Below are 24561 nucleotides of genomic sequence, written 5' to 3' on the forward strand. Positions count from 1 at the left end.
TGCGGGCTCCGGCATGCAGCGATCCTCCCACTGGTGGCGCCCCGGCGGGTCGCTCAGCCGGCGTCGACCTCGGCGGCGGTGCCCGCGGTGATGCGCAGCAGCTCGTCGTAGGTGGTGGGGAAGACCGCGTGCGGGTGCCCGGCGGCGGCCCAGACCTGCGGGAAGCGGGCCAGCGTGATGTCCACCAGGGTGCCGATGAGCTCGGGGTGGCCGACCGGGGCGACCCCGCCGATCGCCTGGCCGGTGTGCTCGCGGACGAAGGCGGCGGTGGCCTTGCGCAGCTCGGGGACGCCGAGCAGCCCCGCCACCTTGGCGGTGTCCACCCGGTGCGCGCCGCTGGTCAGCACCAGCACCGGGTTGCCCTCGACCTCGAAGACCAGGCTGCTGGCGATCGCGCCGACCTCGACGCCGAGCACGGCGGCGGCCTCCTGCGCGGTGCGGGCGCTGTCGGCCAGGTGCACCACCTCGCCGGTGGCCCCGGCGTCCCGGAGCACCTGCTGCACGTGGGCCACCATCGGGTGCTCGGTCGAGGTCACGCCGCCGATCGTCGCACCCGGGTGCGAACCCGGCCGGCTGTTGTTCGCACGTACGGCACAAGTGCGAATAAGATCGCCGTGTGTTCGCAGATGGTGAGGGCTGGCCGGCCATCGGCAGCCGCGAGCTGCCGTGGCGTCCGGGGCTGCCCGACGACGTCGTACCCCGCGCGGTCCGGCTGCGGCACGCCGGCCCCTACCGGGCCGCGGTCGTGCCGACCATCGCCGACCGGGTCCCGGTGGTCGGGGCCGGCGTGCTCCGGGCCGCGGAGGACGCGGCCGCGGAGGTCGCCCGCTTCGACACCCGGATGGGGGCGGAGGTCGCCCCGTTCGCCGCGGTCCTGCTCCGCACGGAGTCGGCGTCCTCCTCGCGCATCGAGCAGCTGACCTCCGGGGCGCGGGCGATCGCCGTCGCCGAGATCGGGTCGCCGTCCACGCGCAACGCCGAAGCCGTGGTGGGCAACGTCGCCGCGATGCAGGCGGCCCTCGACCTCTCCGACGAGCCGACGCCCGGCGCGGTGCTCGCGATGCACCAGGCCCTGCTGGGGGACACCGAGCCGGCCATCGCCGGGCGCTGGCGGGACGAGCAGGTGTGGGTGGGGGGCACGTCCTACGGTCCCCACGAGGCCGAGTACGTGGCGCCGGTCGCGGACGACGTGCCGGGGCTGGTGGCCGACCTCGTCCGCTTCGCGGTCCGCACGGACGTGGCGCCCCTGGTGCTGGCGGCGGTCGCGCACGCGCAGTTCGAGACGATCCACCCCTTCCCGGACGGCAACGGCCGCACCGGCCGGGCCCTGGTGCACTCGCTGCTGCGCCACCACGGGGTCACCCGGGCGGTCACCGTGCCCGTGTCGGCCGGGCTGCTGGTGGACGTCGAGGGGTACTTCGACGCGCTGACCGCCTACCGCCACGGTGAGCTCGAGCCCGTCGTCGAGGCGTTCACCGGCGGCACGCTGGCCGCGATCACCAACGCCACGCAGCTGGTGGAGCAGCTCCGGTCGGTGCGGGCCGGGTGGACGGGGACCGTCCGCGCCCGGTCCGACGCCGCGGCCTGGCGGCTGGCGGACCTGCTCGTCCGCCAGCCCGTGGTGGACGCCGGCGTCGTCGCCCGCGAGCTGGGCATCCCGGCGCAGAACGTGCCCCGAGCCCTGGCGCCGCTGGAGACCGCCGGGGTGGTCACCGAGTTCACCGGCCGGCGTCGCAACCGCATGTGGCAGGCCCGGGAGGTCCTCGACGCGCTCGACGCCTTCGCCGCCCGGGCGGGCCGACGCCGGTGACCCCGGTGGACGTGCCGCGCCGCGCCCGGGCAGGGGGCGCCGCGTGCGGTCGCAGGCCTCCGGCGCGGGGCGCGGCCGCACCTCGAGCCCGACCCCGGCCTGCCCGAGGGCAGCTGGTCCCGGGGCCGGGGCTCAGCGCACCCCGGACATGAGCCGCCGGATCGCCGGGGTGGCCAGGGCGAGGACCACCCCGAGGACGACGGCGACGCCGCCGAGGGTGCCGAAGTAGGCGGTCTGCGTGGCCGGGTCGTACGTCCCCGCGAAGACGCCGGCCAGCGAGGTGCCGATGGCCGTGGAGAGGAACCACAGCGCGACCATCTGGGTGCGGTAGGCCGCCGGCGCCAGCTTGGTCGACAGGGACAGCCCCACCGGGGACAGCAGCAGCTCGGCCACGGTGAACACCAGCAGGATGCCGACCAGGCCCAGCAGCGGGGCCCCGCCCGGGCCGTCGCCGGCCATCGGCAGGAACAGCAGGAACGCGACGCCCATGATCGCGGTGCCGGCGGCGAACTTCACCGGCGTCGAGGGCTGGCGGGGGCCCAGCCGGGTCCAGAGCGCGGCGAACGCACCGGACAGCAGGATGATGAAGACCGGGTTGATCGACTGCACCCACGACGCCGGGACGGTCCAGCCGAACAGGTCGCGGTCGAGCTGGGAGTCCGCGTACAGCGCCACCACGGTGGACTGCTGCTGGTACAGCGACCAGAACGCCACGCTGGCCACGAACATGGGGATGAAGGCCAGCACCCGGCGCCGCTCGGTGCCGTCGACCCGCGCGCTGCGCAGCAGCTGGACGAAGTAGCCGACCGAGACCACCACGCAGACCCACACGACGACGGTGGCCAGCCGGTCGGCGCGCAGCACCCCGGTCAGCGCCAGCACGACGAGGACCAGCACGCCGACGACGGCGCCGACCGCCCAGCGGGACCGCTGCTCGGGCGGCAGCGGCGAGGGCACCTCGCGCCCGGTGCCGGCCGGCCCGCGGCGGCCCCAGGCGTACTGGGCCAGGCCCGCGGCCATGCCGACGGCGGCCAGGCCGAAGCCGAGGTGGAACCCGACCGCCGACTGCGCCAGCCCGGTCAGCAGCGGCCCGACCAGCGCCCCGACGTTGATGCCCAGGTAGAACACGGAGAACCCGGCGTCCCGGCGCTCGTCGCCGTCGGCGTAGAGCAGGCCCACCAGGGTGGTGGCGGTGGCCTTGACCCCGCCGCTGCCCAGCGCGATGAGGACCAGGCCGACGCCGACGCCCAGCAGGCCCGGCACCAGCGAGAGCGCCACGTGCCCGGCCATGACGACGACGGCGGACCAGAACAGCACCCGCTCGGGGCCGGCCAGCCGGTCGGAGACCCAGCCGCCCACGATCGTGGACAGGTAGACCGTGCCGCCGTAGGCGCCCACGATGCTGGCCGCGGTCGAGGTGCTGATGGCCAGCCCGCCGTCGGCGACGGAGTAGGAGAGGTAGTACAGCAGGATCGCCTGCATGCCGTAGAAGCTGAACCGCTCCCACATCTCGACGCCGAACAGGTGCGCCAGGCCGCGCGGTTGACCGAGGAAGGTCGTCCCGTCCGCACGGGTGTCGGGGGATGCAGTTGCCACGCCCAACCACTGTGCCCCTCATGGGTCGGTCGCGCACGCCCGGTCCGGTCCGCGCGGGCGACGACGGCGAACTGTCGGTGGTCCGTGCTGTGCTCCGGGCATGCAGACGAACACGTGTTCGACGCCCCGGTTGACGGCCTCGGGCGCGCATGGTGTCCTGGTCGTGTTCGAACGCACGTTCGAACAGCGGGAGGGGTCCCGGGGCGAGGGGGAGGCGGCGATGGTCCAGGTGCTGGCGGGTGCGGGGGAGCGGGTGCAGGTGGAGCGCGGGCCGTCCGGCCCGCTCCGGTTCTGGCGGGGCGAGGGCCTGGGCCGGGGCCGGTACGAGGTCGGGCAGCTCGTCGAGCACCGGGTGGAGGCGGGCCCGGGGCGGCAGGTCTGGCGGGTGGAGGCGGTGCGCTCGGGCCGGTCGCGCACCAGCTTCGCCGGGGTCTTCGACCTGACCTGGGAGCCGGCGGCCGACCGCTGGTCGCTCGTGCGGGTGCACGACTGATGGGCGCGGTCCGGGTGCTGTCACCCGCCCAGCTCGAGCTGACGCCACCGCTGCCGCCGGCGGCCTCCCAGCTGCTCGGCCAGGCCCACCGCGGCCTGGCCGAGGCGGCGGGGTGCCGTGACGCCGGCTGGCGGTACGCCACCGCGCACCTGGCCGCCCTGCGGGGGGCGGCGGCGGTGCTGGCCGCCCGCACCCGGCCCGAGTCGGGCCGTCGCCGGCCGCGCAGCGCGTGGGTGCTCATCGGCCAGGTGGCGCCGGAGCTGGGGGAGTGGGCGGCGTTCTTCGCCGCGGGCGCGGCCAAGCGCGCCGCGGCCGAGGCGGGGCTGAGCTCGGCGGTCACCGAGCGCGAGGCCGACGACCTGGTCCGCGACGCCGGCGCGTTCCTCGCCGTCGTGGAGACGACGCTGGGCCGGCCGGTGTCCGCGGCGGCCGCCGAGCCCGCCCCGCCGGGCCGGCCGGAGGTGCGCCGGCTGCGGCCGGCCTGAGCCCGGGGTCCGGGCGCGCCCGTTTGCCGAACCGGCACGGTTGCTTGCGGCAGCGGTCGCGCAGGTCGAGGGTCGGGCCATGGCCAGCGCGCACCCCCACGACCACGCACCCCGGCACGCCGACCACGGGCACGGCGACCACGGGCAGCACGACCACGGGCAGCACGACCACGGGCAGCACGACCACGGCTCGGCGGAGCAGATGGCGGCGTGGCGGGACACCGACCCGTCCCTGTGGTTCACCGAGTCCTTCTGGGACGACCGCTACCGCGAACGGCCCATCTGGTCGGGCAACGCCAACCAGCGGCTGGTCGAGACCGCCACGGACCTCGCCCCCGGCCGCGCGCTCGACGTGGGCTGCGGCGAGGGCGGCGACGCGATCTGGCTGGCCCGGCAGGGCTGGCAGGTCACCGCCACCGACGTCTCCCCGGTCGCCCTCGAGCGCGCCCGCGGGGCCGCCCGGGCCGCCGGCGTCGCCGACGCGATCACCTTCCAGCACTCCGACGGCCGCAGCGACTGGGCGCCCCCGGCCGGCGCCTACGACCTGGTCACCGTCTCCTTCGTGCAGTTCCCGCGCGCCGAGCTCGCCGCCTTCCACCGCAAGCTCGCCGCGGCCGTTGCCCCGGGCGGCACCCTGCTCATCACCGCGCACCACGCCGACAGCCACAGCGGCGGCGAGACCCCGTTCAGCGCCGAGCTGTTCGCCACCGCCGCCGAGATGGCCGCCGGCCTCGACCTGGGCGCCGGCTGGCAGGTCTCGGCCACCGACCCCACCCGCGAGGCGGTGTTCCCGCCCGGGCCCGAGGGGCGCCCCACGACGGTCCGGGACGCGGTGCTGCGGGCGGTGCGCGCCCCCGGCTAGGGTCGCCAGGGTGCCGCAGCCGCAGACCCCGACCGCAGGCCGTGCCGGCCCCGCCGAGCCCCCGGTCCGCGCCGCCGCGGTGTGGGCCGCGCTCGACCCGCTGGTCGGCGGCGCGCCCCTGGAGGTCCTCGACGTCGGGGGCGGCGCCGGGGTCTTCGCGGTCCCGCTGGCCCAGCGCGGCCACACCGTCACCGTCGTCGACACCTCCGCCGACGCGCTGGCCACCCTCCGCCGCCGTGCCGACCTCGCCGGCGTCGCGGGGCTGGTCCGCGGCGTGCAGGGCGACGCCGACGCACTGGGTGCGGTCACCGGCCCCGACGGCGGCTACGACCTGGCGCTGGTGCACGCCGTCCTCGAGGTGGTCGACGACCCCGCCGCCACCCTCACCGGCATCGCCGCGGCCCTGCGGCCGGGTGGACGGCTCAGCCTGACCGCCGCCAACCGGGCCGGGGCCGTCCTCGCCCGCGCGCTCGGCGGCCACCCCGTCGAGGCGCGGGCCCTGCTCGGGGACCGCGACCCGGCCCCCGACCGGGCCCGCACCCGGCACGCCCGGCGCCGGTTCAGCCCCGAGGAGCTGCTCTCCCTGGTCCACGACGCCGGCCTGCAGGCGGGGGAGTGGCGCGGGGTCTCCGTCGTCGCCGACCTGCTGGAGTCCACGTCCGGCGCCGACCCCGACGCGCTGCGCCGGCTGGAGCTCGAGCTCTCGGGCCTGTCGCCCTACCGCGACGTGGCCACCGGCCTGCACGTCGTCGCCACCCGCGGCGCGCCGTGAGCCTGCCCGACGACCTGCACCGCCCGGCCTACGGGTCGGCCACCCTGGCCGACGTGCTGCCCTCGGTGTCGGCCGCGCTCGGTGTCGGCCGGGCCGACCGGCTCGGCCTGGCCGACCACCTGCACGGCGCCCGCCGGGTGGCCGTCCTGCTCGTCGACGGCCTGGGAGCCGACCTGGTCCGCGCGCACGCCGACCTCGCGCCCACCCTCGCCGGGCTGGCCGCACCCCTGGGTGACCTGCAGGCGCCCTGCCCCAGCACCACCCCGGTCAGCCTCACCACCCTCGGCACCGGCGTGCCCCCGGGCGCGCACGGCGTCCTCGGGTTCACCACCGACGTCCCCGGTGCGGACCGTCCGCTGACGCACACGCACTGGACCGACGACCCCGACCCGGACACCTGGCAGGCCCGGCCCACGGTCTTCGCCGAGCTCGCCGCCGCCGACGTCCCGGCGACCGTGGTCGGGCCCTACGCCTACGCCACCTCCGGGCTGACCCGCGCGGCCTACCGCGGCGCCCGGTACGCCTCCGCGGTCAGCCCCGGTGACCTGGCGGCCGGGCTGGTCCGCTCGCTCGCCGCGACCGACCGTGCGCTGGTCTACGGCTACCACGCCGAGCTCGACCTGACCGGGCACGTGCGCGGCGTGGACTCCCCGTCCTGGCGCCAGCAGCTGGCGCACGTCGACCTGGTGGTGGCCCAGGTGCTCGACGGCCTGCCCGGCGACGCGTGCCTGCTGGTCACCGCCGACCACGGCATGCTCGACGTGCCGGCCGGCACCCGGCTCGACGTGGACAGCACGCCGGCGCTGTCCGCGGGCGTGCGGCTGCTGGCCGGCGAACCGCGGGCCCGCTACGTGCACGCGCTGCCCGGCGCCGCCGACGACGTCCTCGCCGCCTGGCGTGAGGTCCTCGGCGACCGGGCCTGGGTGGTCGGCCGCGACGAGGCGGTCGCCAGCGGGGTGTTCGGCCCGGTCGCGGACGACCTGGTCGCCCGGATCGGCGACGTGGTGGCGCTGGCCCGCGGCACCTGGGCGGTCACCGCCACCCGGCAGGAGCCGGTGCCCTCGGTGCTGGCGGCCTACCACGGCTCGCTGACCGCGACCGAGCTGGCGATCCCGCTGCTGCTCGGGCGGGGGGCGGCGCTGTGAGCGGGCCGGTGCTGACGGTGTGCCGCGGCTGCTGCTGCGGCCGCGCCGAGAAGCACCCGGGCACCGACCACCGGGCCCAGCTCGAGGCCTTCCGCGCCGGCGGCGCGAAGGTGCGGGTGGTCGACTGCCTGGACGCCTGCGAGCGGTCCAACGTCGTGGTGGTCAGCCCCAGCCCGGCCGGGCGCGCCGCCGGGGCCCGGCCGCAGTGGGTGGGCGGTGTCCTGGAGCAGGAGATCACCGACGACGTGCTGCGCTGGGTGGCCGACGGCGGGCCGGGCGTCGCCGACCCGCCGGACTTCCTGGACCTGTCGTTCTTCCAGCCCTCCCGCCGGGTGCGTGGGGAAGCCGGTCTCTAGCCGACCGGGGCAGGGCTGCGGTGCACCGCGACCGGGTGCCAGGTCCGCCAGCGCCCGGGCGCGAGGGCCGCGCAGGTCAGCCGGCGGGAGTCGGCCGACAGCCGGCTGTCCAGCACGACCTGCACGGCGCCGTCCGGGCCGGTCAGGCCGACCTCCCACCGCTCGGTGCCGTCGGCCCCGGCACCCCCGGAGCGCACCGACACCACCGGCAGGTCGGCGACGCCCAGCAGGCCCAGCTCGACCCGGGCGAACTGCTGCGCGGCCTGCGCCGGCGGGGTCAGCCCGGCCCGCCCGCGCAGCCCGGTGAGCACCACCTGGCCGCGGGCGTGCGCCTCGGCCAGCCCGCCGCCGTCCTCGGGCACCTGGCCGTAGAGGTGGCCGGTGGGCAGCACGAGCACGTTCGCGGCGAACCGGTCACCGCCCAGGTGGCTGGTCTCCCAGACGTCGCCGGGCAGCGTGCGGGCCAACGGCCGGCCGCGCACCGCGCAGCACGCGTCGTGGCCGCCGTGGGTGCAGACCAGGAAGGCGGGGGTGTCGACCTGCACGCCCACCGAGCCGTCCAGCGGCACCTCGAGCAGCTCGGCGTCGCTGCCCCGGCGGGACCACCGCACCCAGCCCTCGCGGACGTCGGCGACGGCCCACCGGCCCTGGGAGTCGACCAGCTTCTCGCCCGGCCGGCGCACCATCTGGATCCGCAGGCCCGCCTCGCGGGCCCGCTGCGCCAGCCGGGGGGCGACGTCGGCGTCGAACCGGGACTGCAGCAGCGCGTCGCGCCCCCACGGCCCGGGCTGCTCCACCAGGAGCCAGCGGCGGGCCGGGGGAGCCGTGGCCAGCGGCGAGTCGCCGGCCAGCAGCGCCTGCACCGAGCAGCGGGCGTCGTCGAGGCGACCGACCGGGTGGCGGCGCGGGTCGGGGTGCTGGCAGTACGGGTCCTCCGCTGCCGGGTCAGGCACCGGGTCGGGCACGGGGTCCGCGGTCATCGGCTCCCATGGTGCACCGGTGCGCCGGGTCGTGCGTCGGGGACGACGGCCACCGCCTCCACCACCAGCCGGCGGCCCAGCTCGACCTGCTGCTCGGCGGGCAGACCGGGCAGGTCGCCCACCTTGAGCTCGCCCACGGCCAGCAGCTCGGCCAGGGCCGGGCGCTGCGCGGCGGGGAAGCGGCGGTGCTGCCGGCCGGCGACCAGCACGACCTCCTCGCCGACGGCCTCGCGCAGCTGGGCCCGCAGCCGCGGGCGCACCCGCAGCACGGTGTCGGTGGTCAGCGCCGCCGCCGCGGTGGACTGGGCCAGCGGCGCGACCGGCTCCGGGCGCACCTGCGCCCAGGTCCGCGACCGCAGCCGGTCGGCCACCGCCGCCGGGTCGACCCGGTCCAGCGCCGCGTGCAGACCCGCCAGCACGGCGGCCACGTCGTCGGCCGTGGTGCCCGGCGCCGACAGGTCCACGCCCAGCGGCAGCGAGGCGCGCAGCGCCGGGTCGTCCACGGCCAGGGTGCGCACCAGGTCCAGGGCGGACTCCACCGCGCCCCAGCGGGTCACGTTGTGCACCCCGATGGTCAGGTGGGCGCTGATCTCGCCCAGCGCCCGCGCCGAGTGCAGGTAGCCGCGGGGCAGGTAGAGCGCGTCGCCGGGCCGCAGCACCGCGTCGATGACCGGCTCCTCCGTCGCCCGGGCGGCGACGGCCTCGGCCCGCTCGCCCCAGGGCTGGGTGCGGAGGGGGTCGGTGAGCACCGGCTCGTGGATCGTCCAGTGCTTCTCGCCGGCGACCTGCAGGACGAAGACGTCGTGCACGTCGTAGTGCGGGGAGAAGCCCTGCGAGGACGGCGGGGTGACGTAGGCGTTGACCTGGGTGGGGTGGCCGAGCTCGGCGGCCAGCGCGTCGGCGAAGGCGATGATCGGGGGCCAGAGCCGGTGCAGGCCCTGCAGCACCACGGTGGAGCCCTCGCTGAACAGCCGCAGGACGGCGTCGGAGGAGACCTGGTCGGCGACCTCGGCGCCGGCCCCGCCCGGGCCGGTGAAGCGCTTGGCGTCGACCACCTCGCCGTTGCGGGCGATCCGCAGGAACGGGGTGCGCAGACCGCGGGTGCTCAGCAGCTCGTCGACGTCGGCCAGGGTGAGCAGGTCGGAGAAGTCCTGGCCGAGCCCCGCGGCGCTGGTCAGCAGCGGGCGGCGGGCCCAGTAGTCCACGGCGAACTCCGCCGGGTCGACCCCCACGCACCGGCGCAGGGCCGTTCCTCCGTGCTCCACCTGGTTCCTCCTCGTCCGTGGCGGGTGCCCGCCTGCCGTGCCGTCCATACCGTCGCCGGGGCGGGCGCACACATCGCCGCCCCGTCATGACCGAGGGCCGGGGGACCACCCCTGCTGGGGTGGTCCCCCGGCCCTCGCCGTGCTGCCGGGATCAGGCCGAGCCGTCGGCTCCGCCGTCCTGCTGGCCCGGGGTGCCGCCGCCGGCGCCGCTGTCCGCGGGGCCCTCGGCGCCGCCGTCCGCGCCGCCGTCCTGCTGGCCCGGGGTGCCCTCGCCGGCGCCGCTGTCCGCGGGGCCCTCGGCCGAGCCGTCGGCGCCGCCGTCGTGCTGACCCGGGGTGCCCTCGCCCGCGCCGCTGTCGGCCGGGCCCTCAACGCTGGTCATGTCCTCGTCCTCGAACACCGGGGTTCCTCCAAGAGCTCGTCTCGCGACCGCCGGTCGGCGGTCCCGAGGCCCCTGTACCGCGGTGGACGCCGCACTACACATGCGCCGGCCGACCCCTCGGACGGACCTCCCAGTACCGGATTGGGATCCCCCGCCACGGGGGTAGCGGCCGCTGCGTGCTCAACGAGAACTGGTGCACGCAGGTCGCCCGGGCGGCCGCCGGCTTCACCGAGCTGGTCGCCTCCGGCTGGTCCCTGCCGCTGCCCGGACGCGGCTCCACCTCCCGTCGCTGGACCGGGCTGGCCGCCCTGGGCGCCCGGGACCTTCCGCTGGCCCGCCTCGCCGAGGGCCACGCCGACGCCGTCGCCGTCCTGGCCGAGCTGGGCGGACCCGAGCCGCCGCCGGGTGCGCGGCTGGGGGTGTGGGCCGCCGAGCCGCCCGACGGCCGGGTCACCGCCACCCGCGACGGCGGCCGCTGGTCCCTGACCGGCACCAAGCGGTGGTGCTCCGGTGCGCGGGTCTGCACCGCGGCGCTGGTCACCGCGCACGCCGAGGACGGCCGCCGGCTGTTCCTGGTCGACCTCGCCGACCCGGGCGCGGTCGCCGTCCCCGGCAGCTGGGCCACGCCGGGCATGGCCGGCAGCGACACCGTCGACGTCCGGTTCGACGGCGTCCCGGCGCAGCCGGTCGGCGGGGTGCGCGCCTACCTGGACCGGCCCGGTTTCTGGCACGGCGGGATCGGCGTGGCCGCGGTGTGGGCCGGGGGCGCCCGGGCGGTGGCCGACCGGCTGGCCGCCGCGGTCGCCGCCGGTCCCGACCCGCACCGGGACGCCGCCTGGGGTGCGGTCGACGTCGCGCTGTCCGCGCTGGAGGCCGCGCTGGTGGTCGCGGCCGCCGAGGTGGACGCCGACCCGGCCGACCGGGCGGGCACCGCGGCGGTGCGGGCGCAACGGGTGCGCGGGCTCGCCGCCCGCACCGGGCTGGAGGTGCTGGCCGCCACCGGCCGGGTGCTCGGCGCCGGACCGGCCGCGCACGACGCCGGGCACGCCGCCCGCTGCGCCGACCTGGAGGTGTACCTGCGCCAGCACCACGGCGAGCGGGACCTCGCCGCGCTGGCCGAGCCGCTGCGGGCCGGCCGGTGAGCGCGCCGGCCGCCGGGCACCGCCCCGGCGCGACCCCCGAGGAGGAGTGGGCCGCGGAGTGGCCGGACCTGCCCGCCTGGCAGCCGGGACCGCGGTGCCGGCGGGTGGTGGTCTGCGCCGCGCACCCCGACGACGAGGTGCTCGGCGTCGGCGGCACGACGGCGCTGCTCGCCGCGGCCGGGGTCGACCTGGTGCACGTGACCGTCACCGACGGCGAGGCCAGCCACCCCGGCAACCCGGTGCTGGACCCGGCCGGGCTCGCCGCCGCCCGGGAGCAGGAGTCCGCGGCGGCGCTGGCCGCGCTCGGCGTCGCCCCGGTGGCCGCTGCCCGGCTGCGGGTGCCCGACTCCGGTGTGGCCGCGCACGAGGCGCACCTGGTCACCGCGCTGGTGCCGGTACTGGCCGGGGCCGACCTCGTGCTCGCGCCGTGGGCCGGCGACGGGCACCCCGACCACGAGGCCGTCGGCCGGGCCGTGCTGGCCGCCGCCGGCCCGCTCGGCGTCCCCGTCGCCCAGTACCCGGTGTGGGCCTGGCACTGGGCGCGCCCCGGCGACCCGCGGCTGCCGTGGGACCGGGCCCGCGCCGTGGCGCTCCCGCCGGCGGTCCGCGCCGCCAAGCGGGCCGCGGTCGCCTGCTTCACCACCCAGGTGCAGCCGCTGGGTCCCGACCCCGCCGTGCTGCCCCCGGAGTTCCTGGCCCACCACGACCGCGACCACGAGGTGCTCTGGTGACCCTGCCCCGCGCGTACTTCGACGACCTCTACGCCGCCGCCGAGGACCCGTGGTCGCTGCGCAGCCGCTGGTACGAGCGCCGCAAGTACGCGCTCACCGCCGCCGCGCTGCCGCGCGAGCGCTACGCCGAGGGCCTCGAGGTCGGCTGCTCGGTGGGGGAGCTGACCGCCGTCCTCGCCCCGCGCTGCGACCGGTTCACCGCCTGGGACACCAGTGCCGCCGCGGTCGGGCGGGCCGCCGCCCGCAACCCCGGGGTGGCCGTCGAGCTGCGCAGCGCGCCCGCCGACCCGCTGCCCGAGGTCGACCTGCTGGTGCTGTCGGAGGTCCTCTACTACCTGTCGCCGGCCGACCTGGCCGCCCTGCTGGAGCAGGTGCGGACGGCGGTCCGGCCCGGCGGCACGCTGCTGGCCGTGCACTGGCGGCACCCGGTGACCGACTACCCGCAGACCGGCGACGCGGTGCACGCCGCGCTCGACGCCGCCCTGGACTGGCCGGTGGTCGCCACCCACCGCGAACCGGACTTCCTGCTGGACTGCCGGGTGCGCTCGGCCGACCCCCGTGACGCCTCGGTGGCCGCGGCCGAGGACCTGTGGTGAGCGGCCCCGGTCTGCTGGGCGTCGTCGTCCCGGCGCGGGACGAGGCCGCACTGCTCCCGGGCTGCCTGGCCGCCCTGCGCCGGGCGGCGGCGCACCCCGAGCTGGCCGGTGTGCCGGTGCTCGTGGTGGTCGTCGCCCACCGGTGCACCGACGCCACCGCCGACCTCGCCCGCGCCGGCGGCGCCGTCGTCGTGGAGTCCGGCGGGGACACCGTGGGCGACGCACGGCACGCCGGCGCACTGCGGGTGCTCGCCGAGGCCGCGCACCGGGGGGTGCCGCCGGGTCGGGTCTGGCTGGCCTCCACCGACGCCGACAGCCGGGTGCCCCGCGACTGGCTGGCCCTGCAGCGGGCGGCCGCGGGGTCCGGGGTGGACGCCGTCCTCGGGCTGGTGCGGGTCGAGGACTGGACCGGGCACGCCGCGCACGTGGCGGCCGCCTTCGCCCGGGCCTACGACGCCTGGCGCGCGGGCGGTCCGGGTGCGGTGCACCCGCACGTGCACGGGGCCAACCTCGGCGTCCGCGGCGACGCCTACCTCGCCGTCGGCGGCTTCCCGCCGCTGGCGGTCTCCGAGGACGCCGGGCTCGCCGGTGCGCTGGCGCTCGCCGGGCGGGTGCTGCTGCGCACCCCCTGCTCGCCGGTGACCACCTCGGCGCGCCGCCGGCCGCGGGCGCCCGGCGGGTTCGGCGCGGACCTGGACCGGCTCGCCGACGGCTGACCGGCTAGGGTGTCGAACACGTGTTCGACACGGGAGGGGGGCCGGTGGAGCGGGCCGAGGGCTGCCGTGTGCTGCACGTCGACATGGACGCCTTCTTCGCCAGCGTCGAGGTCCGGCGGAACCCGGCCCTGGCCGGCCGTCCGGTGATCGTCGGGGGCGCCGGCGGCCGCGGCGTGGTCACCTCGGCCACCTACGAGGCGCGGGCCTTCGGCGTGCACAGCGCCATGCCCACCGCCCGCGCGCTGCGGCTGTGCCCCGACGCGGTCGTCGTCCCCGGCGACATGGCGCTGTACTCCGAGGTGTCGCGCGGGGTGATGGCGGTCTTCCGCAGCATCACCCCGCTGGTCGAGCCGCTCTCGGTCGACGAGGCGTTCCTGGACGTCTCCGGCGCCGGCCGACGGCTCGGCGACGCGCAGGCCGTGGCCGAGCTGGTCAAGGCCCGGGTGTTCGACGAGCAGGGCATCACCTGCTCCGTCGGGGTGGCGCCCACCAAGTTCGTGGCCAAGCTGGCCTCCACCCGCAGCAAGCCCGACGGCCTGCTCGTCGTCCGGCCGCACGAGGTGGTCGGGTTCCTGCACCCGCTGCCGGTCGGCGCGCTGTGGGGCGTGGGCCCGCGCACCGAGGAGCTGCTGCACGCCGCCGGGCTGCGCACGGTCGGCCAGCTGGCGCATGCCTCCACCGAGCTGCTGCAGCAGGCGGTGGGGCCCGGGTCCGGGGCGCACCTGCGCGAGCTGTCCTGGGGCCGCGACCCGCGGCACGTCGTCCCCGACGAGCGGGAGAAGTCGACCGGGGCGGAGGAGACCTTCGGCCGCGACGTCGACGACCCGCGGGTCATCCACCGCGAGCTGCTGCACCTGTCCGAGCGGGTTGCCGGCCGGCTGCGCGGCGCCGGGCACCAGGCCCGCACGGTCACCCTCAAGGTCCGGTTCTCCGACTTCACCACCATCACCCGCTCGCGCACCCTGCCCGCGCCCAGCGACGTCGGGCAGGTGCTCTACGACACCGCCCGCGAGCTGTTCGACGCCCTGGCGCTGGACCGGGTGCCGGTGCGGCTGGTGGGGGTGCGGGCCGAACGGCTGGCCGACGCCGGGAGCACCGCGACCCAGCTGCAGCTGGGGGAGCGCGAGCACGGCCGCCGCGACGCCGAGCTCGCCGCCGACCGCGCCGTGGCCCGGTTCGGGGCCGGTGCGGTGCGCCCGGCGACGCTGCTGCGCCGGGACGGCCTGACCGGCCGCTCGCAGGCCATGCCGCGCCCGGACCGCGCGCCGTCCACGACGCGCCCGGACGAGGGTTAGGGCCCCGCCGGTGCGGGGAACGCGAGCCCCTGCCGGGGCGTTCTCCCGGACGTGGTGCACCCGACCGGGTGGGCCACGACGGACATCGCCGGGTCGGGGGGCTCCTCGCCTTTCGCACCCCGGCGCGGACTCGTATCCTCGGGGGACCGCCGGCGACTCGCCACCGGCGGCACCGGAAGTGGACCTCAGGAGGTCGTCGTGCCGCTCTCCGAGCACGAGCAGAAGTTGCTGGAGCAGATCGAGCGCGCCCTCGTGGACGACGACCCGAAGTTCGCCTCCCAGGTGCGCAGCGGGGACCGTCGCAAGGGCGCCCGCCGCAAGCTCCAGCTGGGTGCGCTGCTGGTGGTCGTCGGCCTCGCCGTCCTCGTCGGCGGCGCCGCACTGCCGTCGGTGCCGCTGGGCGTCGTCGGCTTCCTCGTGATGCTGGCCGGCGCGGTGCTCGGCGTCCTCAACTACAAGCACGCGACCGGCGCGGTCGAGGGGGCCGCCCCCGGCGGTTCCCCGGCGGCCGCACGCGGCGCGGCCAAGGCCAGGCGCCAGCCGCTCAAGGACCGCCTCGAGGAGCGCTTCCGCCGCCGCTACGACCAGTAGCCCCGGCTCGACCCGTGAGCAGGGCCCCGGTGCCACCGGCACCGGGGCCCTGCTGCGTCCCGGCTCAGGTGCGGGCGGCGCGGGGGCGGGGCAGGTGGTCGGTCGCCCAGGCCCGCACGTCGGCCAGCAGCGAGGGCGGCAGCGCCCGCGCGCGCACGCGGGCGCGGCGACCCGAGGCCCGGCGCAGCGCCCGGTCGACCTCGTGGGCCGGCCCGGCCAGGTCGCGGCCGGGCGCACCGGCGGGCGCGTAGACGTCGGCCTGCAGCGCGCCGGCCAGCGCCAGCAGCTCCGGGCGCAGCTGCGCCCCGGCGACCTCGCCGAGGTCGTCGGCCAGCTGCCGCGGCGTGCCGGTGGCCCGCACGGGCACGTCCAGGTCGTGGGCCACCGCCAGCAGCTCGTCCCACACCGCGCCCGGGTCGCCGGCGCGCAGCCGTCGGCGCCGCTGGGCCGCGCGGGCCACCGCGGGGGCGGCGAGCAGCGCCAGCACGCCGAGGGTGCCCCCGCCCCACGCACCGACCCGGCCCCACGGGACGCCGCCGGCCCGCTGGTCGTCGGTGGCCAGCGGGGTGAAGGTGTCGTCGCGGTCCAGCTGCGCAGTCGGCCCCGCCGGGGCGGTGGTCGGCGCGCTGGGGGACGCCGAGGCCTCGGCCGCCGCCACGTCGGCGCGGGTGGCCCAGGGCAGGTCGACCGCCCGGGCGCCGGACAGCGGCGTGGGGTCGAAGGGCACCCAGCCGAGGCCGGCGTAGTAGACCTCGACCCAGGCGTGCGCGTCGGCGTTGGTCACCAGCCGGCTGCCGTCGGGCTGGCGCTGGCCGGGGGTGTAGCCCAGCACCACCCGGGCCGGGACGCCGGAGGCGCGGACCAGCACGGCCATGGCGCCGGCGTACTGCTCGCAGTAGCCGCGGCGCAGCTGCAGGAAGTCGGCCAGGTCGTCGCCGGTGGTGCCCGGGGCGGTGGAGAGGCTGTAGACGAACCCGTTGGCCCGGTCGGTGAGGAAGTCGAAGACCGCCCGCACCCGCTGGTCGGGGCTCTGCTCGCCGTCCACGAGCTCGGCGAGCTGGTCGGTCACCCGGGGGTCCAGCGGGGGCAGCTGCGTGTACTCCTGCTGGACCGGGTCGTCGGCGGCCAGCGGGCGGGCGGCCGCGAGCTCCTCGTCGGTGGGCCGCACCTCCTCGCTGACCACGTCCCAGGTGAGCCCGGTCGTGCGGGCGTCGTCCCGGCCGAAGACCGTCCCGCTGTCGGGGTCCAGCCGCCAGTCCCCGTCGCCGCTGACGGCGAGCGACTGCAGACCGGGGAAGACCGGCAGGAACCGGTCGTCGTGGGCCTCGGCGGTGATCTCGGCCCGGACCTCCCGGGTGGGCACCCCGGACGGCGGGGGTGCGAAGGCGCTGCCGTCGGTGGGCTCCGAGCGGCCGAGGTTGCCGATCGACCAGCCGTCCTCGGAGTACCGGTCCAGCGCGACGGCGCGCAGGTACGACGGGTCGTCGACGTCGGCGTCGACCCGGAGCAGGTCGACCGGGTCGGGCTGGGTGAGCTGTCCGCGCAGCGCGGCGTCCGGGTCCAGCGAGGTGCCGGTGCTGGAGACGCCGGGGCCCTGCCCGGTGCCCAGCCCCGACGCGAAGGACCCCTCGGCGAGCGTGGGCACCAGGGCCGGCAGCAGCAGCCCGGCCAGCACCGCGATGGCCCCGGTGCGGACGGCGGGCAGCACCCCGGTGCCGGCGAAGGCGCCCGGCCCGGAGCGCTGGCGCCCGGCCAGCCGCTGCCGCTGGTCGGCCCACAGCAGGGTGGCCAGGCCCAGCGCCGGGCCGAGGAAGACCAGGAGGGACACGTCGCCGGTGGTGGTGGCCACCGGCACGCAGCACAGCACCAGCAGCGCCAGCCCGCCCAGTGCGGGCTGCCGGCCCCCGACCGCGACCAGGTCGACGACCAGCGTCAGGGTCCCCACCAGCAGCACGACCAGCGCGACCAGGCCGTCGAGGGGGATCGCGGGGGTGACCTGCTCCCGGATCTCGGAGAACCCCGACGACAGCACGCCCAGCACGTCCACGGTGCTGGCGGGGGTGGGCAGCAGCCCCACCAGCGCCCGGCCGGGGGCGAACACCGCGCACAGCACGGTCAGCAGCGCCATCACCTGCACCACGGGGACGGCGACCTCGCCGGGCACGGTGTCGGCGCGGCCCGCCCGGGCCAGCCCGGCCCGCACCAGCGCGCCGGACCCGCTGACCGCCAGCACCGCGAGCAGGACCGGGGCCGCCCAGGTGGGGGCGGCGAACACCGGTGCGAGGGCCAGCGAGCCGAGCAGCATGGCCACCGCGACGGCGGTGGCGGTGCCCCAGCGGCCGGTCACGCCGGCACCGCCCGTCCGCCGGCCGCCGCGGCGCCCACCCGGGCCCACACGGTCTCCACCGCGTCCTGCGGCCCGGCGGTGACCACCCGCCACCCGGCCGCCCGCAGCAGCCCGGCGGCCTGCTCCTGCTGCTGGGTCAGCCGCACCCGGGCGCCCGGGGCCAGCGCGTACCGCCGTCCGGCCCCGCCCCGGGCGGTGGCGTCGTGCCAGGCCGGGGTGTCGACCAGCACCGCGACGTCGCTGCCGGGGCCGGACCGGGCGCGCACCAGCGCGGTGACGTCCTCGGGGGTGACCGCGGCCAGCAGGCAGACCAGCGGACCGTCGCCGGTGCGGCGCAGGGCCGCCAGCCCGGTCCCCAGGTCGGTGGCCCGCGAGGCGGTGACCCCGGCGAGGGCCTCGGCCAGCCCGCTGCGGTCCGGGCCGCCGTGCGGGCCGCCGCCGGTCAGCTCCCCCGTGTCGGTGAGCACCCGCAGGTCCGCGCCGGCGGCCAGCAGGTGGTCGCCGATGCTCGCGGCGGCCTCGACCACCCACTCCAGGGTGTCCGGCGGGGGAGCGGGGTCACCGGGCGGGCCGGCGGTGAGCTCGCCGCCCAGCACGTGCGCCCGCTGCCGGGTGTCCACCAGCAGGGTCGCCGAGGACCGCCAGGGCTTCTCCTCCAGCCGCACCATCAGCTCACCGGTGCGCGCGGTGGCCCGCCAGTGCACCTTGCGCAGGTCGTCGCCGCGCCGGTACTCGCGGGTGCTGACGTCGTCCTCGCCGTGCACGGCCAGCGACCGGCGCGCCCCGGCGGCACCGCCCCCGGCCCCGCCGGACAGCGCCACCCGGCCCAGCGGGCGCACCCGCGGCACCACCAGCAGGGTCGCGGTGTCCACGCCGCTGGTGGTGCGCAGCACCAGGCCGAACGGGTCGACCAGCCGCAGCCGCAGCGGGCCCAACGGCAGCCGGCCGCGCCGGGCACCGTGCACCCGGTAGCGCAGCGCGGCGGTCGCGCCGCTGGGCAGCCGCTCCACCAGGAAGCGGGGCCGGGGGCCGAGGTCGGCGGGCAGCTGCTCGGACATCGCCCACAGCCCACCCGGGCGGCGGTCGGTGTTGGTGACCTCGAGCAGCACGTCGGCGTCCTGGCCGCGGGGCAGCCGCGACGGCGTGACGGTGCGGCGGGAGGCGAGCCGGAACCGGGCCCGGACCACGCCGACGGCGGCGAGCGCGGGCAGCGCCAGCACGAACACCGCGACCTGCACCAGCGACCGCTCGCCGAGGACGGCGCCCAGCAGCACGAGGGTGGTGCCGGCGGCGACCAGGCAGCCGCCGCGCAGGGTCAGGCTGGAGGTGAGGTCGGCCAGCCGGCCGCGGCCACGGCCCACGGTCAGCGGCGGCGGGGGACCGGGACGGCGGCCAGCAGCTCGGCGACCACCCGCTCGGGGGTGCGCCGGGCCAGGGCGGCGTCGGGGGTGAGCAGCAGCCGGTGGGCCAGCACCGGGGCGGCCAGCTCCTGCACGTCGTCGGGGAGCACGTGGTCGCGGCCGGCCAGCGCCGCGGCGGCCCGGGCCGCGCGCAGCAGCTGCAGCCCGGCCCGGGGCGAGGCGCCCAGGCGCAGGTCGGGGCTGCGCCGGCTGGCCTCGACCAGCGACACCACGTAGCGGCGCAGCGGGTCGGCGACGTGCAGCTGGGCCACCGCGTCGACCATCGCGCGCACGGTGGCGGCGTCGGCGACCGGGCGCAGCCGGGTCAGCGGGTCGACCACCGCGCGGTCGTCGAGCATCGCCAGCTCGGCGTCGCGGTCGGGGTAGCCCATCGAGATGCGGGCGGTGAACCGGTCGCGCTGGGCCTCGGGGAGGGGGTAGGTGCCCTCCATCTCCAGCGGGTTCTGGGTGGCCAGCACCATGAACGGCCGGGCGAGCTCGTAGGTGGTGCCGTCGACGGTGACCTGGCGCTCCTCCATGCACTCCAGCAGCGCCGACTGCGTCTTGGGCGAGGCCCGGTTGATCTCGTCGGCCACCACCAGGTTGGCGAACACCGCACCCGGCCGGAACTCGAAGGTGCGCGACTCCTGGTCGAAGACGGCCACGCCGGTGACGTCGCTGGGCAGCAGGTCCGGGGTGAACTGGATGCGGCGCACCTCGGAGTCGACCGCCCGGGCCATCGCCTTGGCCAGCGTCGTCTTGCCGACGCCGGGCACGTCCTCGATGAGCAGGTGACCCTCGGCCAGCAGCACCACCAGGGCCAGCCGGACGACGTCGGGCTTGCCGACGACGACGGTGCCCATCGCGCCGGCGATCCGCGCACCCTCGGCCTGCACGTCCACCTGCGCCGCGGGGTGCCCGTGGCGGGGCGACCCGGCGCCCACCTGTGTCGCCTCCGTCACCCCCGCCACGGTACGTGCCGCGCCTGCGGCAGGGGGCCGCTCGCGTCCCGCTGCCCGCTCGTCACTCCTGTCACAGACCCCTACCGGTGGGGGTCGGTGGGGGAAAGGGGGACACGGGGTGCGAAGTGGTGTCCGGTGGGGGCTAGTGGGTTAGGGTGGCGCGCGATGGGGACGCAGGGCCTACAGGGGGACCTGCGGGGCCCCCGGGAAGACGAGGTGGGGGTGGTGGACCGGTGTTCCTCGGCAGCCACTCCCTGCGCCTGGACGAGAAGGGCCGCCTGGCCCTCCCGGTCCGCTTCCGCGAGCTGGTCGCCGGCGGCGTCGTGCTGACCAAGGGCCAGGAGCGCTGCGTCTACGGCCTCACCCACGAGCGCGTCGCCGAGGTGCAGCGCGCTCGTGCCGCCGCGATGCCCGCCGACACCGGCCGCGCCCGCGCCCTCAACCGCCTCGGCTTCGGCTCGATGGTCGAGCTCGAGGCCGACAAGGCCGGCCGCATCACGCTGCCGGCCCTGCTGCGCGAGTACGCCGGCCTGGACCGCGACGTGGTCGTGGTCGGCGTCGACACCCGTTTCGAGATCTGGGACGCCGCCGCCTGGGACGCCTACGTCGCCGAGCAGGAGGCCGCCTACGCGGAGAGCGAGAGCGAGGGGATGCCGACCCTGTCCTGACCGCCCACGACCTGCGGGTGCCCCCGTCCGAGCCCACTTCCCCGGGGCTCGGGCACGCCGGACCGCCAGCCGACTTCCCCGCGGCTGGACCCGGACCGGCACCCCACCCGGCACCACCCCGCACCACCGGCTCCACACCGCTCCACCCCGCACCACCGGCGGGGCCCAGGCCGGCGACCTTCCCCGTCGCCGGACGGGCCCCGCGGTGGTGGGCGCACCAGCACCCTGCCCCGGGCGCGTCGACCCGGACCCCCCTGCACCCCCCCGACCCGGGCACCCCCCGGCGCTGCCGAACCCCACCAGCACCACCAGTCACACCCGCACCGCAGCGGCCCGCTCGGTGGCGCACCACCGAGTGGAGAACGGCCACCGACGGCCGAGAACGAGACCAGCGCGTCCCACGGCCGGGACGCCGAGCGCACCACGGACGGGAGGAGACCCGCGATGAGCGACCAGCAGCCCGCGGTGCACGTCCCCGTCCTGCTCGACCGGGTCACCGAGCTGCTCGGCCCCGCCTGCGCCGCCGACGGCGCCGTCCTCGTCGACTGCACCCTCGGCCTGGCCGGGCACTCGCTGGCCCTGCTCGACACCCACCCCGGCCTGCGGCTGGTCGGCCTGGACCGCGACCCCGACGCCCGGGCCGAGGCCACCCGCCGGATCGCCGCCGCCGGCCACGCCGACCGCGCCACCGTGGTCCCCGCCGTCTTCGACGAGCTGCCCGAGGTCCTCGACGACCTCGGCCTGGACGAGGTGCACGCGGTGCTCGCCGACCTCGGCGTCTCCTCCCTGCAGCTGGACCGGCCCGACCGCGGCTTCAGCTACGCCCACGACGCCCCGCTGGACATGCGGATGGACCCCACCGGCCCGCGCACCGCCGCCGACGTCGTCAACACCTACTCCCGGGGCGAGCTCACCCGGGTGCTCAAGGTCTACGGCGAGGAGCGCTTCGCCGGCCGGATCGCCGCCGCCATCGAGCGCGAGCGCGCCCGCGAGCCCTTCACCACCACCGGACGGCTGGCCGAGCTGGTCCGCGACGCCATCCCCGCCGCCACCCGCCGCACCGGCGGGCACCCCGCCAAGCGCGCCTTCCAGGCGCTGCGCATCGAGGTCAACGACGAGCTCGGCGTCCTCACCCGGCTGCTCCCCGCGGCCCTGGACGCCCTGGCCGTCGGCGGCCGCATCGCCGTCATCACCTTCCACTCCCTGGAGGACCGGATCGTGAAGCAGGCCCTGGCGCTCGGCGCCACCGACACCACCCCGCCGGGCATGCCGCAGCCGCTGCCCGAGCACGCGCCCGTGCTGCGGCTGCTCACCCGTGGCGGCGAGGCGCCCGCCGACGCCGAGACCACCGACAACCCGCGCGCGGCCTCGGCCCGGGTCCGCGCCGCCGAGCGCATCCGGCGGGCCGACCGGTGAGCGCCACCGCCCGCGTGCACACCGGCTCCCTGCGGGCCCGGGGGACGACGTCCGCCCGCAGCTCCGCGACCGCGCGCTCCACCGCCCGCACCGCCTCCCGCCCGACCGCCCGCACCGCCGCCCGCCCGGGCACCACCCGGCGCACCGGGCCGGTGCACGTCCGCCCGCAGCTGCGGCTGGTCACCGAGCCGGTCGGCGCCGCGCCGCGGGTGCGGCGCACCACCCGCACCCGGCCCCGCCGCACGCCCTTCGTCCTCCTCATGGTCGGCCTCATCGCGGTCACCGCCCTGGTGCTGCTGGCGCTGAACACCGCCATCGCGGTGGACTCGCTGCGCGCCAGCGAGCAGCGCGCGGCCAACACCGAGCTCTCCCGGGCCGTGGAGCGGCTCGAGCAGCAGGTGACCACCGCCCGCACCCCGGCCCAGCTCGCCGCCGCGGCGGCCGCGGCCGGGCTGGTGCCCGCCGGCACCGCCGGCCACCTCGTGCTCGGCCCGGACGGCACCTCGGTCCTCCGCGGTGCCCCGGAGCCGGCGCCCGCGCCCGAGCCGCCCCCCGCGCCCGAGCCGGCGCCCGCCCCCGGGGCCGCCGCGCCGTCCACCCCCGAGGCCGCCGCCCCGTCGTCCGAGCAGGCCGGAGGCTGACCGTGCCGAACCGCCCCACCGACCCGCCCCGGCGCCCGGTCCGCACGTCGCCGCGCACCTCCCCGCCGCGCCGCACCTCCACCGACGTGCTGCGGCCCCGCCGCGAGCCCGGCACCCGGCGGACCCGCGGGCTGTCCCCGGCCGGGCGCACCAAGCGCAACAAGCTCGGCCTGACCGTGCTGGTGCTGCTGCTGGTCGCGGTCGCCACCAAGCTGGTCGTGCTGCAGGGCATCGACGGCACCGCCTACGCCCAGGCCGCCGAGTCCGACCGCATGCGGGTCTTCGACATCGCCGCCATCCGCGGCGCCGTCCTCGACCGCGACGGCAACCCGCTGGCCTACACCGTCGAGGCCGCCAAGGTCGTCGCCGACCCGACCGTCGTCGAGGACCCCGACCGCACCGCGCTGGCGCTGACCACCCTGCTGGGCGTCCCCGTCGACCAGCTCAGGGAGGAGCTGACCGCCAGCGGCCGGTACTCCGTGCTCGCCGAGCACGTCGACACCGCCACCAGCGACGAGATCACCGCCCTGCAGCTGCCCGGCATCGTGCTCGAGGACCAGCCCACCCGGCTCTACCCGGCGGGCTCCGTCGGCGGGCAGGTGGTCGGGTTCATCGGCCGCGACGGCGACGGGCTGGCCGGCATCGAGCAGCGCTACGACGACGTGCTCTCGGGCACCGACGGCACCCGGCGGGTCGAGGTCGGCGCCGGCGGCATCCCGATCCCGTCGGGCATCGACGAGTCCACCGCGGCCGTCGACGGCTCCGACGTCACGCTGACCATCGACGAGGACCTGCAGTACACGGTGCAGCAGCGGCTGGCCACCGAGTGCAGCAACGGCCAGACCACCCGCGGTTCGGCCGTGGTCATGGAGGTGCAGACCGGCCGGGTCGTCGCGATGGCCACCTGCCCGGGCTACGACCCCTCGCAGGCCTCCACCACCGACCCGGAGCTGCTCGGCAACCCCGCGATCAGCGACGTCTTCGAGCCCGGCTCGGTGATGAAGGCCGTCACCCTGTCGGCGGCCGTCGAGGAGGGGTACGCCACCCCCGACACCGTGCTCAGCGTCAACGGGCACATCCAGGCCGGCGACGTCGTCGTCACCGACGCCCACGACCACGCCCCGGTCGACTGGACCGTCACCGGCATCCTGGCCAAGTCCAGCAACGTCGGCACGATCATGCTGGCCCGCGAGGTCGGCGACGCCCGGCTCGAGGAGTACATGCGGGCCTTCGGGCTGGGCTCCACCACCGGCATCGAGCTGCCCGGCGAGAGCGCCGGCATCCTGCAGGACTCCGCGGACTGGACGGCGTCGCGGGCGGCCAACGTGCCGATCGGGCAGGGCGTCTCGGTGACCGCGCTGCAGATGGCCTCGGTCTACCAGACCATCGCCAACGGCGGGGTGCGCATCCCGCCGCGGATCGTCGCCTCCACCACCGCGCCCGACGGCACGGTCACCCCCGAGGCGCAGCCCGAGGGCACCCGGGTGATCAGCGAGTCCACCGCGCAGCAGATGGCCTACATGCTCGAGGCCGTCGTCGGCCCGGGCGGCACCGCGCCGCTGGGCGAGGTGCCGGGGTTCCGGGTGGCCGGCAAGACGGGCACCGCGCAGCGCGCCAACCCCGAGTGCGGCTGCTACAGCGGCGGCGGGTACTTCACCACCTTCGTCGGCTTCGCCCCCGCCGACGACCCGCAGTACGTCATCGCCGTCGACCTGGAGCGCCCGGACAGCGACGCCGAGGGCGGCCAGGTCGCCGCGCCGGTGTTCGCCGACCTCATGCAGTACGTGCTGGCCGCCGACGACGTCGTCCCCTCGGGCACCCCGCGGCCGGACTTCCAGCTCACCGGCACCGCCCCGACGAACTGACCACCGCACGGGTCGGTGCCCGGGACGGCGGCGTCCCGCCGGTAG

General features: G+C 77.9%; 25 protein-coding genes. 17 read left to right on the forward strand and 8 right to left on the reverse strand.

What is annotated here, in order from left to right:
• Positions 1 to 53: 53 nt before the first annotated feature.
• Complete coding sequence (locus tag BM158_RS17735; protein WP_207506725.1) at positions 54 to 536, reverse strand: YbaK/EbsC family protein; 483 nt, start codon at positions 534 to 536, stop codon at positions 54 to 56.
• Between the two features lie 80 nt (positions 537 to 616).
• Here BM158_RS17735 and BM158_RS22755 point away from each other — a divergent pair, with 80 nt between their 5' ends.
• Positions 617 to 1810, forward strand: coding sequence for a Fic family protein (locus BM158_RS22755; protein ID WP_091562505.1), 1194 nt, complete (start codon positions 617 to 619; stop codon positions 1808 to 1810).
• 132 nt (positions 1811 to 1942) lie between these two features.
• Here the strand turns inward: BM158_RS22755 and BM158_RS17745 are convergent, their stop codons facing one another.
• Positions 1943 to 3406, reverse strand: a complete 1464-nt coding sequence (locus BM158_RS17745; RefSeq protein ID WP_091562508.1) for a peptide MFS transporter — start codon at positions 3404 to 3406, stop codon at positions 1943 to 1945.
• A 163-nt stretch (positions 3407 to 3569) separates the two neighbouring features.
• Between BM158_RS17745 and BM158_RS17750 the strand changes: the two genes are divergently transcribed.
• From BM158_RS17750 to BM158_RS17775, 6 genes are all read left to right on the forward strand, one after another.
• Positions 3570 to 3899 carry a hypothetical protein gene (locus tag BM158_RS17750; protein ID WP_229827795.1) on the forward strand — a complete coding sequence of 110 codons (330 nt, stop codon included), beginning with the start codon at positions 3570 to 3572 and terminating at the stop codon, positions 3897 to 3899.
• Positions 3899 to 4384 (forward strand): SAV_6107 family HEPN domain-containing protein, encoded by a 486-nt coding sequence (locus tag BM158_RS17755; RefSeq protein ID WP_165629003.1) that lies wholly within the window; start codon positions 3899 to 3901, stop codon positions 4382 to 4384. The genes BM158_RS17750 and BM158_RS17755 overlap by 1 nt, the downstream gene beginning before the upstream one ends.
• Positions 4385 to 4463: 79 nt before the next feature.
• Complete coding sequence (locus BM158_RS17760; protein WP_091562514.1) at positions 4464 to 5246, forward strand: class I SAM-dependent methyltransferase; 783 nt, start codon at positions 4464 to 4466, stop codon at positions 5244 to 5246.
• 10 nt (positions 5247 to 5256) lie between these two features.
• Positions 5257 to 6018 (forward strand): methyltransferase domain-containing protein, encoded by a 762-nt coding sequence (locus tag BM158_RS17765; RefSeq protein WP_091562517.1) that lies wholly within the window; start codon positions 5257 to 5259, stop codon positions 6016 to 6018.
• Positions 6015 to 7163, forward strand: a complete 1149-nt coding sequence (locus BM158_RS17770) for an alkaline phosphatase family protein (protein WP_091562524.1) — start codon at positions 6015 to 6017, stop codon at positions 7161 to 7163. The genes BM158_RS17765 and BM158_RS17770 overlap by 4 nt, the downstream gene beginning before the upstream one ends.
• Positions 7160 to 7519: a hypothetical protein gene (locus BM158_RS17775; protein WP_091562530.1), complete on the forward strand. Its 360-nt coding sequence runs from the start codon at positions 7160 to 7162 to the stop codon at positions 7517 to 7519. The genes BM158_RS17770 and BM158_RS17775 overlap by 4 nt, the downstream gene beginning before the upstream one ends.
• On the opposite strand, the gene BM158_RS17780 is transcribed toward BM158_RS17775, so the two are convergent.
• From BM158_RS17780 to BM158_RS17790, 3 genes are all read right to left on the reverse strand, one after another.
• Complete coding sequence (locus BM158_RS17780; protein ID WP_091562534.1) at positions 7516 to 8499, reverse strand: sucrase ferredoxin; 984 nt, start codon at positions 8497 to 8499, stop codon at positions 7516 to 7518. The two genes, BM158_RS17775 and BM158_RS17780, sit on opposite strands and share 4 nt — an antisense overlap.
• Positions 8496 to 9764 carry a cupin domain-containing protein gene (locus BM158_RS17785; protein ID WP_229827794.1) on the reverse strand — a complete coding sequence of 423 codons (1269 nt, stop codon included), beginning with the start codon at positions 9762 to 9764 and terminating at the stop codon, positions 8496 to 8498. Before BM158_RS17785 ends, BM158_RS17780 begins: the two co-directional genes overlap by 4 nt.
• Positions 9765 to 9915: 151 nt before the next feature.
• A complete protein-coding gene (locus tag BM158_RS17790; protein WP_091065142.1) occupies positions 9916 to 10146 on the reverse strand; it encodes a hypothetical protein in 231 nt (76 codons plus the stop codon).
• 176 nt (positions 10147 to 10322) lie between these two features.
• Here BM158_RS17790 and BM158_RS17795 point away from each other — a divergent pair, with 176 nt between their 5' ends.
• From BM158_RS17795 to BM158_RS17820, 6 genes are all read left to right on the forward strand, one after another.
• On the forward strand, positions 10323 to 11288 hold the full coding sequence (locus BM158_RS17795) for an acyl-CoA dehydrogenase family protein (RefSeq protein ID WP_191328721.1): 966 nt from the start codon (positions 10323 to 10325) through the stop codon (positions 11286 to 11288).
• The gene (locus tag BM158_RS17800; RefSeq protein ID WP_091562542.1) at positions 11285 to 12019 is read left to right on the forward strand and encodes a PIG-L deacetylase family protein; all 735 of its coding nucleotides are present in this window, start codon (positions 11285 to 11287) and stop codon (positions 12017 to 12019) included. Before BM158_RS17795 ends, BM158_RS17800 begins: the two co-directional genes overlap by 4 nt.
• Positions 12016 to 12615, forward strand: coding sequence for an SAM-dependent methyltransferase (locus tag BM158_RS17805; protein ID WP_091562547.1), 600 nt, complete (start codon positions 12016 to 12018; stop codon positions 12613 to 12615). Before BM158_RS17800 ends, BM158_RS17805 begins: the two co-directional genes overlap by 4 nt.
• Complete coding sequence (locus BM158_RS17810) at positions 12612 to 13331, forward strand: glycosyltransferase family 2 protein (protein ID WP_131802072.1); 720 nt, start codon at positions 12612 to 12614, stop codon at positions 13329 to 13331. Before BM158_RS17805 ends, BM158_RS17810 begins: the two co-directional genes overlap by 4 nt.
• Before the next feature lie 20 nt (positions 13332 to 13351).
• On the forward strand, positions 13352 to 14626 hold the full coding sequence (gene dinB / locus BM158_RS17815) for a DNA polymerase IV (protein WP_229827793.1): 1275 nt from the start codon (positions 13352 to 13354) through the stop codon (positions 14624 to 14626).
• Between the two features lie 198 nt (positions 14627 to 14824).
• Positions 14825 to 15217, forward strand: coding sequence for a DUF3040 domain-containing protein (locus BM158_RS17820; RefSeq protein WP_091562552.1), 393 nt, complete (start codon positions 14825 to 14827; stop codon positions 15215 to 15217).
• A 64-nt stretch (positions 15218 to 15281) separates the two neighbouring features.
• Here BM158_RS17820 and BM158_RS17825 read toward each other — a convergent pair whose 3' ends face one another.
• From BM158_RS17825 to BM158_RS17835, 3 genes are read right to left on the reverse strand one after another with little or no spacing between them, the layout of a single operon-like run.
• Positions 15282 to 17564 (reverse strand): transglutaminase TgpA family protein, encoded by a 2283-nt coding sequence (locus BM158_RS17825; RefSeq protein WP_229827792.1) that lies wholly within the window; start codon positions 17562 to 17564, stop codon positions 15282 to 15284.
• A complete protein-coding gene (locus tag BM158_RS22760; protein WP_091562556.1) occupies positions 17561 to 18925 on the reverse strand; it encodes a DUF58 domain-containing protein in 1365 nt (454 codons plus the stop codon). Before BM158_RS22760 ends, BM158_RS17825 begins: the two co-directional genes overlap by 4 nt.
• A gap of 2 nt (positions 18926 to 18927) precedes the next feature.
• Complete coding sequence (locus BM158_RS17835) at positions 18928 to 19926, reverse strand: AAA family ATPase (protein WP_229827791.1); 999 nt, start codon at positions 19924 to 19926, stop codon at positions 18928 to 18930.
• Between the two features lie 233 nt (positions 19927 to 20159).
• On the opposite strand from BM158_RS17835, the gene mraZ reads away from it, so the two are divergent.
• The 4 genes from mraZ to BM158_RS17855 all read left to right on the forward strand — a co-directional run bounded on the left by mraZ (position 20160) and on the right by BM158_RS17855 (position 24516).
• Positions 20160 to 20594, forward strand: a complete 435-nt coding sequence (mraZ, locus tag BM158_RS17840) for a division/cell wall cluster transcriptional repressor MraZ (protein WP_091562560.1) — start codon at positions 20160 to 20162, stop codon at positions 20592 to 20594.
• Positions 20595 to 21038: 444 nt separating this feature from the next.
• Positions 21039 to 22010 (forward strand): 16S rRNA (cytosine(1402)-N(4))-methyltransferase RsmH, encoded by a 972-nt coding sequence (gene rsmH / locus BM158_RS17845; protein ID WP_091562564.1) that lies wholly within the window; start codon positions 21039 to 21041, stop codon positions 22008 to 22010.
• Positions 22007 to 22651: a cell division protein FtsL gene (gene ftsL, locus BM158_RS17850; RefSeq protein WP_091562568.1), complete on the forward strand. Its 645-nt coding sequence runs from the start codon at positions 22007 to 22009 to the stop codon at positions 22649 to 22651. The genes rsmH and ftsL overlap by 4 nt, the downstream gene beginning before the upstream one ends.
• 2 nt (positions 22652 to 22653) lie before the next feature.
• Positions 22654 to 24516 carry a peptidoglycan D,D-transpeptidase FtsI family protein gene (locus BM158_RS17855; RefSeq protein ID WP_229827790.1) on the forward strand — a complete coding sequence of 621 codons (1863 nt, stop codon included), beginning with the start codon at positions 22654 to 22656 and terminating at the stop codon, positions 24514 to 24516.
• Positions 24517 to 24561 lie beyond the last annotated feature (45 nt).

This window comes from Klenkia taihuensis (assembly GCF_900112525.1).
GTDB classification, from domain to species: domain Bacteria; phylum Actinomycetota; class Actinomycetes; order Mycobacteriales; family Geodermatophilaceae; genus Klenkia; species Klenkia taihuensis.